Below are 15,447 nucleotides of genomic sequence, written 5' to 3' on the forward strand. Positions count from 1 at the left end.
TCCCGTGACGGCCGTCGACCTCGGCCTGCTCGGCGGGTTCGAGGTGACGGTCGACGGCGTCCCCGTACCGGCCGGGCGCTGGACCCGACGGCACGCGACCGCCCTGGTCAAGCTGCTCGCGCTCGCACCGGGCCGGCGCCTGCACCGCGAGCAGGTCCTCGACCTGCTCTGGCCGGGGGAGTCCCCCGCGGACGCGCTGCCCAGGCTGCACAAGGCGGCCCACTTCGCCCGCCGGGCGCTCGGCGTCCCGGACGCCGTCGTGCTGCGGCGGGAGACGGTGCTGCTCTGCCCCGACACACCGGTCACCCTGGACGTGGACCGCTTCGAGTCGCTCGCCCGCGCGGCGCTCGGCGGCGGGGACACCGCGGCCGCCCGGGCCGCGCTCGCCGCGTACCCGGGCGAGCTGCTCCCGCACGACCGGTACGAGCCCTGGGCACAGGATCGCCGCGAGGAGCTGCGGCTGCGCCACCGCGAGCTGCTGCGCCTCGACGGTGCGTGGGCGGAGCTGCTGGAGACCGACCCGGCCGACGAGGTGGCGCACCTCGCACTCATGCAGCGCCACGCGGACGCGGGCGACCACCTCGCGGCGTTGCGCCAGTTCGAGCGCCTGGCCCGGACGCTGCACCGCGAGCTGGGTGTGGCGCCCGGCCGCGAGGCGACGGCGCTGCGCGACCGCATCCTGGCCGCGCGGTCCGCTCGGCCCCGGCGGGTCGGGACGCTGGTCGGCCGGGACCGCGAGCTGGCGGTGGTCGAGGACGCCCTGCGGGCCGTCGCGGGCGGCCGCGCCCGCACGCTGATCGTCACGGGGCCGGCGGGAATGGGCAAGTCCGCGCTGGTCGAGGCGGCGGTCGAGCGCGCGGCGGGCCGGGGTCTGCGGGTCGGCACGGGGACGTCAGCCGCGATGGAGGGCGCGTGGCCGTACGCCCCGGTGCTGGAGGCCCTCGCACAGCTCTGCCGGGCCGATCCGGGTCTGCTCGACGACCTCGACGCCCCGCAGCGCGCCGCCATCGAGCGCGCCCTCGCCGGGGCGGACACGGACTGGGACGGCGCCGGCTCGCACCAGCGGCTCTTCGGGGCCGCGGCGGACCTCGTCGCGGCCGCCGCGGCCGGGAGCGGTGTGCTGCTCACCGTCGAGGACCTCCACGACGCGGACGAGGCCAGCCTGCGCCTGCTGCACCACCTCGTCCGGGTCGGGCACGGGCGGGCGGTCGGGGTCGTCGTGTCGCACCGGCCCGACCCGATGCCCGACGCCCTGGTCGGGTGGCGGCGCAGCCTCCTGGACCGCCACGGCGCCGTCGAGGTGCCGCTTCGCCCGCTCGCCGCACCCGACGTCGCACGCCTCGTCGGCCGCCACGTCGCGGCGCCGGACGCGCAGTTGCTCGGCCGCATCGACGCGCTGGGCCGCGGGATCCCGTTCGCCGTGCAGGAGCTGGCCCGCCGCGCCGCGGCGGGGACACCGCTGCAGGCGACGCTTGTCGGCGTCGCCGGAGAGACCCGCGACGTTCTGCAGCGCGTCGCGGTCGCCGGGTCGGCCTTCGACACCGACGAGTTCGTGGCGCTCTCGGGGCTCGCCGAGCACGAGGCCTTCGACCACCTGGACGCCGCGCTCACCGCGCTCGTCGTCGAGCCTGTGGTGGTCGGGACGCCGGCCGGCTACCGGTTCCGCCACGCCCTGCTGCGCGAGGCCCTGCTCGCCGACCTCCCCGAGCACCGGCGGCGGACGGTCCACCGCGACGCCGCGACCCGGCTCGTCGGGCTCGGCGCGTCACCGGCGCGGATCGGCCACCACCTGATGGCCGCCGGGATGGGCGCGCAGGCCGTGCCCCACCTGCTGCGGGCCGCCCGCACCCAGGCGGCCGTCGGCGCGTACGGCGAGGCGCTGGCCCTGCTGGACGACCTGTGGCCGCACGCGACGCGGCGTGAGCGCGGCGGGGCCTTGATGCTGCGCGGCGACCTGCAGAACGCGCTCGGCGATCCCGCCGCCGTCGCCACGTACCGGGAGGCGCTGGTGCACGCGCCGCCGGAGGCGCACCGCGCGCTGCGGATACGGCTGGCGCACGCGGCGATGCTCGCCGGGGACCTCGCCACGACCGTGGCGGCGCTCGACGGCCTCGACCCCGACGGCGGGGACGGCGACGCCGACCTCCTGCTGACCCGCGGCAAGTGTGCGTACTTCGGCGGCGACTTCACGGCTGCCCAGGCCGCGGCGGACGCGGCGCAGCGCCTCGTGCTCGCCGGGGCGTCGAGCTGGAAGGTGCTGGACCTCGTCACCCTCCAGGGCATGCTGGCGCACCGCACGGGCGGCTGGTTCCACCGGCTCGCCGCGGAGCTGGAGCGGACCCGGGAGAGCCCGGAGGTCGCGCACACGATCTTCGACGGCTACCTGTGCTCCGCGGAGTACCTGCTCTACGGGCCGACGCCGTACGCCGAGGTCATCGACCTCGCCGGCGACCTCGCTGCGACGGCGCGGCGCAGCGGGGCACAGCGCGCAGAGGCGTTCGCAACGGCGCTGCTGGGCGAGGCGGCGCTGCTGTCCGGGGATCTCGCGCGGGCCGGCCCCGCGCTGGAGCTGGCGGGCGAGCTGCACCACGCGATCGGCTCGGTCGGCGGGGAGGCGCACGCGGTGCAACGGCTCGCGGAGGTACGCCTCGCGGCTGGCGACCGGGCCGGTGCGCGGGAGCTGCTGGACCGGGCGCTGCCGCTCGCGCGGCGTTCGATCCTCGCCCGCCACCTGCTGCACCGCGTCCACGGGACGATGATCGTGGCCGCCGAGGACCCGCAGGAGGCGCGCGCGGTCGTCGACCGCGCCGAGGCGGCCATGGGCTGGGACGACCGGTGTGCGTTCTGCTCGATCATGCTGTACGTGCCGGCGGCGACCGCCTGCGCCCGCGCGGGCGACCTGGCCGACGCGCGGCGGCTGCTCGGGCTGGCCCGGGAGTCGGCGGCGCTCTGGGACGGGACGTCCTGGTCCGGGGCGATCCGGGAGGCCGAGGCGGAGATCGCCCTCGCCGAGGGCGATCTCCCCGGCGCGCGGGCGGGGCTGGCGGCCGCCGCGGCCTTGTTCGACCGGGCGGGCCAGCCCCTGGACGCCGCGCGTTGCCGACGCGCGGTGCGCGCGGCGGAACCCGGTCAGGCGGGTGGGGCGAACAGCTCCAGCGCGATGCCGTCGGGGTCGCGGAACGCGAGCCCGGAGCCGTAGCCCGCGTCGACGATCTCGCCGCGGGTCACGCCCAGCTCGTCCAGCCGGGCGGCCCAGTCCACGAGCTCGGCGCGGCTGGCGCAGCCGAACGCGATGTGGTCCAGCCCGGGCCTGCGCTCGGAGAACCGCTCGTAGCTCGTGAGCGCCGGGAAGCCGTGCAGGCCCAGCAGTGTGCCGTTCAGCTCGTAGACGACGTGGCGGAACGGGCCCGTGTCCTCGTCCAGGATCGGCTTGACGCCGAGGACGCGGTTGTACCAGTCGACGCTGGCGTCGAGGTCGGTCACGGTGATCGCGACGTGGGTGATGGCGGGCATGGTGGTCGGGACGGCCACGGTCCCCTCCTCGCTGTGTGGTGACGCCGGCGGATGCCGGATGCCGACGACGCTAGGAGCCGGTCCTTCCCCGGGCCTTCCCCGCCGCGCGGGCGGGGGAAGGCCGGGCGGCGGGCTGGTCGGGCGGTGACCGCTCACCCGTGCCGTGATCACCGGATCTGTGACCTGAGCTGCACGGATGCACGTCGTGTCACGGAATCAGTGATCACTGCACGTGAGCGGCGCCACGGCCGGATCACCGGCTCACCGCTCGTCGGCCCGCCGTCCGGCAGCGGCCTCGGTGACGGTGCGTGCGATCCGCCCCGCCCGGGTGGCGTCCCGCTTCGCGGTGGAGATCCAGTCCAGCAGGGAGCGCCGGGCCGAGCGGGAGAACCCGTCCCAGTGCACGCGGGCTTCGGGGACGGCGTCGAGGGCGGCGCGCAGGTCGGCGGGCTCGACGAGGTTCTCGACGTCGTCCAGCGCGGTCCAGGCCCCGCTCGCCTTCGCCTCCTCGACGGCGGCGAGTCCGGCCGGGCGCATCAGCCCGGCCTCGGTGAGCCGCGCGACGCGCGCCTTGTTCGTCCCGGCCCACCGACTGCCGGACCGGCGCGGGGTGAGCAGCAGCGCGGTACGGTCCTCGTCGATACGGCGACCCCGGCTGTCCACCCAGCCGACGCACAGCGCCTCCTCGACCACCTCGTCGTAAGAGACGTGCGGCCCGCGGCCCTTCTTCCAGGTGACGGCCCAGAACCCGGGCCCGGTCGCGTCCGCGAGCACCTCGCGCAGCTGCGCCCGCGACGCGACGGCGATCTCCGGGTAGGTCTCCGGTCTCGTCACGGCAGCGCCCGGTACATGACGTGCAGGCCCACGAGCCCCGCCACCCGGTCGTCGAACGCCTCCGGCACGGTGCCGACGATCTCGAACCCGAGGGACCGCCACAACCGCACGGCCGGGTTCGTCTCGACGACGGCGTTGAACTGCACGCCGCGGTAGCCCTGCTCGCGCGCCCACGCGAGCGCCCACTTCCCGAGTGCCCGCCCGACCCCGCGGCCGCGCTGCGCCGGGTCCACCATGAAGCTCGCCGTCGCGATGTGCCCACCGCGGCCCGGCCGGTTCGGACCGGCCTTCGCCGAGCCGAGCACGGTGTCCCCGTCGACCGCGACCACGGTGACCCCCGGCGGACGCTCCATCCACAGCGCCCGGGCCTCGTCGGAGGACAGTCCCTCCGGATAGGCGTACGTCCGGCCGTCGGCGATGATCGCGGCGAAGAACGGGTGGATCGCGGACCAGTCCGCGTCCGTGGCCGGGCGGATCTGCACCTCGCCGAGGGTAGGTGCCCGACCCCGCCGCCGGGCAGGCGGCAGGCGATGCCACGCGCGCGATACCGCCGATCCCGGTCCCGCTGCCGGACCCGCGGGCTGCGGTGCCCATCGGCCACCGGGGAACCCCGGGGAGGCGGCTCGTCAACGCGGCTCGATCGGCCCCGACACGTGACGGGCGAGCTGTGCCGCGATCGGCTCCGCGCCGATCCGGTTGTCGACGGCCAGGTGCGGCACCGGCGGCGGCTCGTCGGGGCGCATCCTCGCCACGAACCCGTCGAACGCGGTGAGCTTCCCGGCGTCCTGGGCCCGACCCCGGGCCTCCAGCCGGGCGCGCAGGGTGCGGGTGTCCGAGCGCACCCACACCAGCCGGACGGGCTCGCCGCCCAGCTCGGCCACCCACGCGCGCCACCGCGCCGGTTCGCGGATCTGCGTCGTGAACGGCGCGCACAGCAGCACCGGGCAGCAGTGGGCGCGGATCTCCGCGGCGACGCGGGTCATGCCGGCGTACTCGTGCACCTTGACGTGGGCGTCGTACCAGGCACCCTCGCGCTCGCCGTCGGGGCGACCCGCGGCGGCGAGGGCGGCGGCGACGAACCCGCCGTACATCGTGTCCTTGTCCAGCAGCGCCGGTGCGGGGTCCAGCGCAGCGGCCAGCGCGGCCGCGACGGTGCTCTTTCCCGCGCCGGGCGCCCCGGCGACCACCCACACGTCCGCCACGGAGGGCGAGTATCTCGTCGAGGAGCCGCGCTCAGCCGCCCGCGTCGTCCTTCTCCGGCGGCGCGGCGCCGTCCGGGCCGCCCTGCGGGGCACCCTCGGCGGGTCCGGCCATCTCGGGGGGCGCCATCTCGGTCCCACCCGCGTCCGGCTGCCCGGCGTCGGGTTGCCCCGCGTCGGGTTGTCCGGCATCCGGCTGCCCGGCGTCCGGTTGTCCGGCATCGGGTTGTCCGGCCTCCGGCTGTCCCGCGTCGGGTTGCCCGGCGTCCGGCTGCCCGGCCTCCGGCTGTCCCGTGTCCGGCACCGTCGGGTCCGCCGGGACGGCGCCCGCCCTGGTCACGGGGGCGAGCCCCGGTTGCGCGACGAGCACGGTGTCGGGCGGGTACGGGTACTCGCCGCTGAAGTTGCCGGGTCCGGCGTAGCGGCAGACCACGAGGTCGTAGGGCAGGTTGCCCCGGGCGGCGAAGCCGCAGCCCACCCGCGTCGTCGTGCTCCAGACGATCTGGGAGTAGTGACCCCAGCTCGTCCAGTTGCCCGGCGGCTGGTCGACCGGCTGCGGGTCGGTCTGGTAGAGCACGCGCTCGTCGGCGGCCAGCCGGTCGGTCGCGCCTTCGAGCGGGCCGCCGGCGAGGTTCTCCCCGAGGCCCGGCCGCGAGTCCCACGTCGAGTGCTCGAACGTGCCGTCGGCCTGCTTCGCGTCGGCCCACTGCTGTGCGCCGGCGGCGATCGTGGCGTCCCACACCAGCGGGGCCTCGCCGACCTCGGCACGGTAGACGTTGTGCCGAGCGACGATCTCGTCGCGCTGCGCGGTGGTGAGCTGCGCGCCGGTCGTCGGGTCGACGACCAGGTTCGCGCTGCTGACCGGCGCCGCGAGGCCTGCGCAGGCCGACAGCATCAGCCCGCAGACGGCCAGCGCGACCGGTCCGACGGCGTGGCGTCGGACCCGGGGCTGCGGGCCGGTCGGTCGTGGTGTGCGGTGTGGTGCGACATCCATCCGACGGCCCTCCCCGTCCTGTCCGCCGCAGCGAACCGGTCGGACGCTACGCCGGAGCGGCTCGCCCGGGCCAGAGTGGACCCTCGCCGGCCGGCGGGATTGCGGCGAACGGCCCGGCCGGGCGCCCACCCCTGAGGCGACCGGAGCAGTCCCGGAGCACCGCGCACGGGGGGTGGTGTGGCGGAGAACCCCGACGCGCGGGACGATCGGTGTTGCTGTACCGATCCACCGTTCCCAGAGCCGAGAGCGGTCCGCCCGATCCCCGGGGGAGGACCCGTGAACGCACCCACCGCCGCCGCCATCCATGCCGGCGTGGTCTCGGAGGAGGAGCACACGGCCCTGCGCCGCGACATCCGGCGGCTGTCCACGCTGCTGGGCGAGACGATCGCCGCGCACGGTGGCCCCGAGCTGCTGGTGCTGGTGGAGGACGTGCGCCGCTCGTCGCGGGAGGCGGCATCGATGACGGCACAGCGCAACGGCACCGGGGCAGCGGACGGCGCCGCGGTCGCCGCCCTGCTCGCCGGCCTCGACGCGGGGACGGCCGTGGCGCTCGCGCGGGCGTTCTCGCAGTACTTCCAGCTCGCGAACCTGGCCGAGCAGCTGCACCGTTCCCGCGAGCTGCGGATGCTGCGTCCCGCGGAGCGCCGTCCGCTGCGCGCGCTGATGCAGCGCCTGGCCGCGGAGTGCGACCACGCCGAGGTCGAGGAGGTCCTGGGGCGCGCCGAGCTGCGGCCCGTGTTCACCGCGCACCCGACGGAGGCCTCCCGGCAGTCGGTGCTGCGGGTGCTGCGCCGGGTCGCGGACGCGCTGGACCGCGACGCTGCGGACGAGGAGCTGGCGGCGCTGGTCGACCTGCTGTGGCAGACCGACGAGATCCGCCCCGGCCGCCCCACGGTCGTCGACGAGGCCCGCGGGATCGCCTGGTTCCTCGACCAGCTCGGCACCCGCACCGTCCCGGACCTGCTGGGCGAGTTCGAGCGGGAGGTCCGCGCCGCCGGGTTCACGATGCCCGTCGGCGCCCGCCCGCTGGTGCTGGGTTCCTGGGTGGGCGGAGACCGCGACGGCAACCCGAACGTCACCCCCGCGGTGACGCGCGAGGTCCTGCAGATCAACGCCGAGCGCGCGCTGCGGATCCACGAGCGGCTCGTGGCCCGGCTGATCGAGGAGCTGGGCGTGTCGACGCGCGTTGTCGGGGTGTCCGAGGAACTGCGCGGCTCGCTCGCCCGGGACCGGCGCGTCCTGCCCGAGGTGCACGACCGCTTCATCCGGCTCAACCAGCACGAGCCGTACCGGCTCAAGCTCTCCTACGTGCTGGCCCGGCTGGAGAACACCCGCCGCCGGGTCGCCGACAGCCGCCCGCACGTGCCCGGCCGGGACTACCTGGGCACCGAGGCGTACGTCGAGGATCTCGCGGTGCTGGACCGGTCGCTGCGCGCCCACCTCGGCGGCCGCATCGCCGACGGCACCCTCGCCCGTGCGCTGCGGTCCGCCCGGGCGCTCGGCCTGCATCTCGCCGAGCTGGACTTCCGCGAGCACTCGGGGCTCCTGCACACCGCGCTCGGTGCGGTGTTCGACGCGCTCGGCGAGCTGGACCGGCCGTACGCGGAGCTCTCCCGTGACGAGCGCACCGCCCTGCTGTCCGCCGAGCTGCGCAGCCGCCGCCCGCTCGTCCGGCGCCACTACGGTCTGCCCGCCGCGGCGACGGACGTCGTCGCCACCTTCGACGTCCTGCACGACATCCAGCACGAGCTCGGGCCGGAGGTCTGCCACACCTACATCGTGTCGATGTCGCAGGGCGTGGACGATCTGCTCGCGGCCGCCGTGCTGGCCCGCGAGTCCTACATGGTGGAGCTGCACCAGAACCCGCGCTCGTCGCTCGACCTGGTGCCGCTGTTCGAGACGGTCACCGAGCTCGCACAGGCCGGCGCGCTGCTGGAGGGGCTGCTCTCCGACGAGGGCTACCGCGTCCACGTCCGCAACCGGGGTGACGTGCAGGAGGTGATGCTCGGCTACTCCGACTCCAACAAGGGCGCGGGCATCACCACGTCGCAGTGGGAGATCCACCGCGCCCAGCGGCAGCTTCGCGACGTCGCGGCCCGCCACGGGGTGCGGCTGCGGCTGTTCCACGGCCGGGGCGGGTCGGTCGGACGCGGTGGCGGGCCCGCGGGCGAGGCGGTGGCGTCGTCGCCGTTCGGGGCCGTGGACGCGACGATGAAGCTCACCGAGCAGGGCGAGGTCATCTCGGACAAGTACTCGCTGCCCACGCTCGCCGAGGACAACCTGGAGATCCTGCTCGCGGCGATGCTCTCGGCGACGCTCACCCACCAGTCCTCCCGCTGGCCCGACGACGTCCTCGCCCGCTGGGACGAGGCCATGACCTGCGTCTCCGACGCCGCCCGCGCCGCCTACCGCGAGCTGGTGGACGAGCCGGGGCTGCCCGCGTTCTTCGCCGCCGCCACCCCGGTGGACGAGCTGGGCAGTCTCAACGTCGGCTCGCGGCCGTCGCGGCGTCCTGGTGGCGGGACGGCGACGCTCGACGACCTGCGCGCCATCCCCTGGGTGTTCGGCTGGACGCAGACCCGGATGGTCGTCCCCGGTTGGTACGGGCTCGGCTCCGGGCTGCGGGCCGCACGCGCGGCGGGCTACGGGCCCTTGCTCGAACAGATGCGCGAGTGGGCGTTCCTCGCGAACCTGCTCGGCAACGTCGAGATGACGCTCGCCAAGACGGACCTGCGCATCGCCGAGGCGTACGTCTCGCGGCTGGTGGAGCCGGGCCTGCAGCCGATCTTCGAGCGGATCCGCGCCGAGCACGCCGTCACCCTGCAGGAGGTCCTGCGGCTGGCGGGCGCGCCGACGCTGCTCGCCGCGCACCCGGTGCTGCGCAACACGCTCGCCGTGCGGGCGGCGTACCTGGAGCCGCTGCACCACCTGCAGGTCGAGCTGCTCGCCCGCCGCCGCGAGGTGGACGAGCCCGACGGCGACCTCCAGCGGGCGCTGCTGCTCACGATCAACGGCATCGCTGCGGGGATGCGGAACACGGGCTGACGGTGCACACGGCGGCGTCGTCGTGCACACGTCCCGCCATGTGCACAACCGCCGACGGCGTGTGCGACCGCCGCGGGGTCTGTGCCCCGGCGGGCGCATCACCGCCGACGGCCCCCGCACCCGGTCGCACATGTGTGCCCGCGGTGGCACATAGCCGCCGGGGGTGGCACACATCCGCCGGTGGTGGCACATGCCGCAGACCATGTGCGCGAGCACCCCGGGGTATGTGCGAGCGGCGGCCTCCCGACGGGTGGTCGCACATGTGTGCGAGCGGTGGCACATATCCGCCGGTGGTGGCACATGCCGCAGACCGTATGCGCGAGCACCCCGGGGTATGTGCGAGCGGCGGCCTCCCGACGGGTGGTCGCACATGTGTGCGAGCGGCGCCGGGCCCGTCGCGGGCGGGCGCGTGCCCGGCGGGGCGTTCCACCGCCGACGGCCTCCCGCGCCGGTCGCACATATGTGCCAGCGGTGGGATACACCCGCGGGTGGTCGCACATATGTGCCAGCGGTGGCACGCGACGGTGTGCACCGCGCGCGGGGGGCGGGCGGCCCGAACTCAGCCGATCGCGGCCGTCACCGTCTCCTCGATGAGGTCCGCCATCGTCGTGGCGTAGGTGGCCGACAGGTGGTTGTCGTCCATGTAGACGAGCACGTTGCCGATCTCGGCGGGACAGAACGCGCCGTCGCAGACGGTGTCGGCGATGTCGAGGAACCGGACGTTCGCCGGGATGCCGAACGCGTTCACCCACGGCGGCTCGGGGCCGTAGATGCTGTCGCGGTCCGCGCCGCACACCGGCGAGCCGCGCCCGTTGCGTTCGATGCACTCGGGCATGGAGCCGTCGAACCGAGGGTTGTCCCGCACGGCCAGCACGGGGATGCCCAGCGCGTCCAGCCGCGTCCACTGCTCGACGAAGCCGGGCGGGAGCTGCTCGGTGCGCCCGCTGCGCACGTCGCGGGTCGCGAGCGTGACGACGGCGTCCGGGCGCACGTCGGCGATCTCCCCGCCCGCGGCGTCGAGCCAGGAGATGCAGTCCACGTCGTCGGGGTCGGTCTCGGAGACGGTGGAGAACGGGCAGGCGCCGCGGATGATCGCGACGATCTGCCAGTCCCGGCGCTCGGCGATGGGCGCCAGCGCCCCGATGAGCTGCTGGGAGTGGGAGTCGCCGACCACGACGATCCGCTTGGCCGGGACGCGCTCCCCCATCGGCTGGGCGCACATGTCCATCGGGAAGCGGGCCAGCGGGGCGCACTCCCAGCGCTCGATGCGCACCCAGTCCTCGTACACCGACACGGGCGGCGGGACCAGGGGTGCGTCGGCGACGCCCACACCGGTGAGCGCGCGGGCGCCCGGATGGGTCTCGACGGCGACGGGCCCCGCGCTGCGGCTCAGCAGCGCGAGCTGCCATCCGCCGGTGACGAGCAGGACGACGACGGCACCCGCGGCGGTGCGCCGCGCGAGCGGGCGCAGTGCGGCGCCGGTGAGGCGCTGCTCGACGAGGTGGTGGGTGGCGACGGCGAGCACCACCGACACGGCGACGACGGCGAGCCCGCCGCCCGGCCCGGCCGTGTCGCGGTCCGCGACGACCAGGAACAGCACGAGCACCGGCCAGTGCCACAGGTAGAGCGGGTAGGACAGGGCGCCGACGTAGCGGGCGGGGCGGGAGGCGAGCACCCGCCCGGCGCCGCCGGTGGCACCCGCGACGAGCACCATGGCCGCGCAGAGGGTGGGCCACAGCGCGCCGATCCCGGGGAAGGCCGTGACGTCGAGGACCGCGCCGCAGGCCAGCAGCCCCAGCACGCCCGTCCAGCCGAGCAGGTGGCGCAGCCTGCGGCCGGGGTGCAGCCGGTCGATCACCAGCGCGAGGACGGCGCCGAGGCCGAACTCCCAGAGCCGGGTGAGCGTGTGGAAGTAGGCCAGCGGCTGGTCCTGGGCCGTGAGCCGCAGCGAGAACCACAGGGACGCGGCGACGAGCCCGATCGAGACCAGCAGGAGCCGTCCCCACAGCAGGCGGGGCTGGCCGCGGCTCGCGAGCGCCACCAGGGCGACGGCGAGCGGCCAGAGCACCATGAACTGGACCTGCACCGACAGCGACCAGAAGTGCTGCACCACGCTCACGGCCTGCGAGCGGGCGGCGTAGTCCGTGGCGTCGGCTGCCAGCTGCCAGTTCTGCAGCATGAACGTGGAGGCGACGATCTCGCGGACCGTCTGCGCCCAGCGGCTCTCCGGCAGCAGCGCGATCCCGGCGGCGACCGTGGCGACCAGCACGATGGACGCGGTGGGCAGCAGCCGGGTGGCGGTGCGCGTCCACTGGCGGCGGACGTCGATGGTGCCGGTGCGGGCGGCGCGGTACAGCCCGCCGGTGAGCAGGAAGCCGGTGACCAGGAAGAACACGTCGACGCCACCGGAGACCCTGCCGAACCAGACGTGGTAGGCGACGACGAGCAGGACCGCGAGCGCGCGCAGGCCTTCGAGCTCGGGCCGGAACGTGCGCCGCGTGGCGGCCTGCTCCGTCCCGGTCATCGCCCCGAGCCTAGCCGGGCGTGGGCCGTGCGGGTTCTGGTGTTACCGCCGGTACGCTCCCGCCGCCGGTGCTCTGTTCGGCCGCGTCGGGCGTGTGGGCGACGGAGAAGCTCTCGACGACGTGGGCGTGCGGGACGACGCCTGCGAGCCCGCCGACGCCGCCCCGCGCGGCCCGCCGCGCCCGCGGGACCCGCGCGATCCCGACGACGTGGACGTCGATCCGGTCGCGGGTGACGCGCAGCCGCAGGTGGCTCTTGTAGTCGGGGATCTGCCCGCCCGAGAACGCCTCGAGCGTGTGGCAGCACAGCAGGTGGTCGGCGATCTGGAGGTAGAGGGCGAACACGAGCGCCCCGAGGACCCCGAGCACGACGGTCGTGACGGCTCCTCGCAGGCCGACCTCCGCCAGCCAGGCGACGACGTCCTCCTGTGTCGACTCCGGGCGCAGCCACGCCGTCCACCGTTCGGGCAGGCCGTCGGTCAGCAGCCAGACGATCCCCGCGTACCCGGCCGTGTGCAGCGCGGCCAGCGCCACCGCCCTCGGCCAGCGCGATGGGCTGCCGTCGTGCTCCTTCGTGCCCGCCACGGCGTAGAGAAACGTCGCCAGGAGCACGGCCGCACCGGCGATCCAGAACGACGGTGACCGCACCATCTCGTCCATGGCCCGGGTCGCGGAGAGGTAGAGCGGCAGGATCAGCACGCCGAGCAGCGCAGGCAGCGTCCACCCGTTGCCGAAGGCGGCCACGGGCAGCCGCCGCCAGCCGAGCAGGCGCGACGTCCGGGCCTCCGGGTAGCGCCCGACGATCGTGTAACCGATCTCCGCGGAGTCGTCCGGCCCGGTCTGCGAGGGATCGCGGGTCAGGGTCCACGGGGCGAGGTCGAAGCGCAGCGTCCGCGGCAGGTGGTGGGTCGAGGCCAGGAACGCCCCGCCCCCGCCGCAGGTGACGAGCTCCGGGGCGAATCCGTCGGCGAGTGACGTGTCGGTCGCCGTGTACCTGGCGTAGTGGTGGTCGTCGCCGGTGAGCACGAGCCGGATGCGGTGGCGCTGGGTCGGGCCGAGGGTCCGGTCGACGAACCACAGGGTGGTGAACAGCGGGCTGTCCGCCGGCGCCCGGTAGAGGTCCTCGCCGCGCGCCTCCAGCCAGCTCGGCGTCGCCGTGCACAGCACGATCCGGTCATCGGCGCCCAGCTGCGTGCGGGCGGCCCGGAAGTAGGTCAGCTGCTCCACGTCGATCGGCCGGTTCAGCTGGCCGTCCACGGCCCACAGCCACCAGCCGGGGACGAGCTGCACCGCGAAGTAGCTGCGCGACTGGAACGCGCCCCAGCCGCCCACGCTGCGGCGTTGCCGGGTCGGCGGAACCGGTAGCGCGGGCGGGCCGTCGCCAGCCGGACGGTCGATGTGGGACTCGCAGAAGATCCGCCGGAAGGCGCCCAGCCCGTCGTACCAGTCGTGGTTGCCGGGCAGGGCGAGCAGCGGTGGCCGGTCCGCGACGCCCTCGAGGATCGCCGCGCGGCGCAGCACGGAGACGAACCGCTCCTCGTAGACCTGCGCCGACGCCACCGGGTAGACCTCGTCGCCACCGAGGACGAGCAGGTCCGCGCGCTGCGGGCGGTCGGCGAACGCGGCGGCCTGCTCGATCCGCGCCGCGCCGGAGAGGCAGCGGGCGGTGGCGAACGTCGCGTCGAAGCCGTCGCCGGTGTCGGACACGAAGTCGATCCACACCGTCGCCCCGTCCGGGGTGGCCAGCGTGTAGAACTCCCGCGGGCTCGCCGCCATCGCCTCGCGCTTGTCGGCGAAGCGGGCGAAGGAGGACGCCTGCAGCACGTCGACCGACGTCGTCACGAGCTGGCGGACGTCGAGCCACTTCACGGGCCTGCAGGGTTGCGGCATCCCGCCCTCGTCGGTGATCACGGGCACCTCCGGCTCGGTGTGTACCGGTGTTCGCCGACGGTGGCGGTGGCGTTACGGCGAGCACACAGAAGGTCCCGACACCTACACAGCGGGGGCACAGGTTCGCCCGGCAGGCTGGACGGCACGCGACGAGAGGAGCACCCGGTGACCCCCGGCCACCCCCACACCCACGACCCCGACGACGAGCTGGACCGCGGCCTCGGCTACGACCTGCCCCGGCTGATGGGTCGCCGCCGCCTGCTCGGGCTGCTCGCCGGGGCCGGCCTGCTGACGGCGACCGCGTGCGCCGGCGGTCCGGGCGGCCCGTCCGGGGTCGCCGTCGCGCAGGGCTCCGAAGGCGAGATCCCGCAGGAGACCGCCGGCCCGTACCCGGGGGAGGGCTCGAACGGCCCGAACGTGCTCACCGAGTCCGGGGTCGTCCGCTCGGACATCCGGTCGAGCTTCGGCACGCTCTCCGGCACCGCCGAGGGGATCCCGCTGACGCTGTCCCTGACGGTCACCGACCTCGCCGGGGCGCCGATGCCCGGCGCGGCCGTCTACGTCTGGCACTGCGACCGGGCGGGCGACTACTCGCTCTACACCCGGGAGGACCAGAACTACCTGCGCGGCGTGCAGGTCGCGGGCCAGGACGGCGCGGTCGCCTTCACGTCGATCTTCCCGGGCTGCTACTCCGGCCGCTGGCCGCACGTGCACTTCGAGGTGTTCTCCTCGCTGGACGAGGCGACCTCCGGCGCGAACGCGATCACGACGTCGCAGCTCGCGTTCCCGCAGGAGGCCTGCGCCGCCGTGTACGCGACCGCGGGCTACGAGCAGAGCGTGGAGAACCTCTCGCGGATCACCCTGGCCTCGGACACCGTGTTCTCCGACGGGGTCGAGGAGCAGATGGCCGCCATGACGGGGTCCGTCGGGTCCGGGTACACCGCGGCCCTCACGGTCCCGGTCGCCTGATCCCGGGATGACACGGGCGGCGCGCCGTGTTGGCCCGGTCATGAACCCCGCCACCACTGCCTTCGACCCGCACGCGCTGCTCGCCGAGGCCCGCCTCGGAGTCCTCGCCACCATCAAGTCGGACGGCCGTCCGCAGCTCTCGCCCGTGACACCGTTCTACGACCCCGACGCGGGCGTGATCCTGGTGTCGATGACCGAGGGCCGCGCGAAGACCGCGAACCTGCGCCGCGACCCGCGCGCGACGCTGGAGGTCACCAGCGCCGACGGGTGGGCCTGGGCGACGGTCGAAGGGGTCGCCACCCTCACCGGCCCTGGCACGGACCCGGACGGGCCGGAGGTCGAGGCGCTGGTCGGCTACTACCGCCGCGCCGCGGGGGAGCACCCGGACTGGGCCGAGTACCGGGCGGTGATGGTCGCGGACCGGCGCGTCCTCATGACGATGACCGTCGACCGCGTGTACGGCGCGCGGATCCGCTGAGCC

Annotated in this window: 11 protein-coding genes; 4 read left to right on the plus strand and 7 right to left on the minus strand. The window is 75.3% G+C overall.

Annotated elements, in window-relative coordinates; all coding sequences use genetic code 11:
• Positions 1–4 precede the first annotated feature (4 nt).
• Positions 5–3,199 carry an ATP-binding protein gene (locus AB7J25_RS03700; RefSeq protein ID WP_428504994.1) on the plus strand — a complete coding sequence of 1,065 codons (3,195 nt, stop codon included), beginning with the start codon at positions 5–7 and terminating at the stop codon, positions 3,197–3,199.
• Here the strand turns inward: AB7J25_RS03700 and AB7J25_RS03705 are convergent.
• The 5 genes from AB7J25_RS03705 to AB7J25_RS03725 form a co-directional block, all read right to left on the minus strand.
• Positions 3,130–3,531, minus strand: coding sequence for a VOC family protein (locus tag AB7J25_RS03705; RefSeq protein ID WP_428504995.1), 402 nt, complete (start codon positions 3,529–3,531; stop codon positions 3,130–3,132). The two genes, AB7J25_RS03700 and AB7J25_RS03705, sit on opposite strands and share 70 nt — an antisense overlap.
• Before the next feature lie 243 nt (positions 3,532–3,774).
• Positions 3,775–4,347: a YdeI/OmpD-associated family protein gene (locus tag AB7J25_RS03710; protein ID WP_428504997.1), complete on the minus strand. Its 573-nt coding sequence runs from the start codon at positions 4,345–4,347 to the stop codon at positions 3,775–3,777.
• Complete coding sequence (locus tag AB7J25_RS03715) at positions 4,344–4,829, minus strand: N-acetyltransferase family protein (protein WP_428504999.1); 486 nt, start codon at positions 4,827–4,829, stop codon at positions 4,344–4,346. Before AB7J25_RS03715 ends, AB7J25_RS03710 begins: the two co-directional genes overlap by 4 nt.
• Positions 4,830–4,973: 144 nt before the next feature.
• The gene (locus AB7J25_RS03720) at positions 4,974–5,549 is read right to left on the minus strand and encodes an AAA family ATPase (protein ID WP_428505001.1); all 576 of its coding nucleotides are present in this window, start codon (positions 5,547–5,549) and stop codon (positions 4,974–4,976) included.
• A 31-nt stretch (positions 5,550–5,580) separates the two neighbouring features.
• Positions 5,581–6,540, minus strand: coding sequence for a CAP domain-containing protein (locus AB7J25_RS03725; RefSeq protein ID WP_428505003.1), 960 nt, complete (start codon positions 6,538–6,540; stop codon positions 5,581–5,583).
• A gap of 276 nt (positions 6,541–6,816) precedes the next feature.
• Between AB7J25_RS03725 and ppc the strand changes: the two genes are divergently transcribed.
• Positions 6,817–9,585, plus strand: coding sequence for a phosphoenolpyruvate carboxylase (gene ppc, locus AB7J25_RS03730; RefSeq protein ID WP_428505005.1), 2,769 nt, complete (start codon positions 6,817–6,819; stop codon positions 9,583–9,585).
• Between the two features lie 559 nt (positions 9,586–10,144).
• Here ppc and AB7J25_RS03735 read toward each other — a convergent pair.
• Together AB7J25_RS03735 and AB7J25_RS03740 are read right to left on the minus strand one after the other, a co-directional pair.
• The gene (locus tag AB7J25_RS03735; RefSeq protein WP_428505007.1) at positions 10,145–12,109 is read right to left on the minus strand and encodes an acyltransferase family protein; all 1,965 of its coding nucleotides are present in this window, start codon (positions 12,107–12,109) and stop codon (positions 10,145–10,147) included.
• A 10-nt stretch (positions 12,110–12,119) separates the two neighbouring features.
• Positions 12,120–14,018 carry a metallophosphoesterase gene (locus AB7J25_RS03740; RefSeq protein ID WP_428505009.1) on the minus strand — a complete coding sequence of 633 codons (1,899 nt, stop codon included), beginning with the start codon at positions 14,016–14,018 and terminating at the stop codon, positions 12,120–12,122.
• Between the two features lie 144 nt (positions 14,019–14,162).
• Here AB7J25_RS03740 and AB7J25_RS03745 point away from each other — a divergent pair, with 144 nt between their 5' ends.
• Both AB7J25_RS03745 and AB7J25_RS03750 read left to right on the plus strand, forming a co-directional pair.
• Positions 14,163–14,966 carry an intradiol ring-cleavage dioxygenase gene (locus AB7J25_RS03745; protein ID WP_428505010.1) on the plus strand — a complete coding sequence of 268 codons (804 nt, stop codon included), beginning with the start codon at positions 14,163–14,165 and terminating at the stop codon, positions 14,964–14,966.
• A 40-nt stretch (positions 14,967–15,006) separates the two neighbouring features.
• Positions 15,007–15,444, plus strand: a complete 438-nt coding sequence (locus tag AB7J25_RS03750; protein WP_428505012.1) for a PPOX class F420-dependent oxidoreductase — start codon at positions 15,007–15,009, stop codon at positions 15,442–15,444.
• Positions 15,445–15,447: the final 3 nt, after the last annotated feature.

This window comes from Pseudonocardia sp., assembly GCF_050246655.1.
Taxonomy (GTDB): Bacteria; Actinomycetota; Actinomycetes; order Mycobacteriales; family Pseudonocardiaceae; genus Pseudonocardia.

What these genes read in the sequence shown, in the direction of transcription:
- AB7J25_RS03725 (WP_428505003.1), bottom strand. Translation starts at nt 6,540, where the DNA reads ATGGATGTCGCACCACACCGCACACCACGACCGACCGGCCCGCAGCCC.
- AB7J25_RS03735 (WP_428505007.1), bottom strand. Translation starts at nt 12,109, where the DNA reads ATGACCGGGACGGAGCAGGCCGCCACGCGGCGCACGTTCCGGCCCGAG.
- AB7J25_RS03750 (WP_428505012.1), top strand. Translation starts at nt 15,007, where the DNA reads ATGAACCCCGCCACCACTGCCTTCGACCCGCACGCGCTGCTCGCCGAG.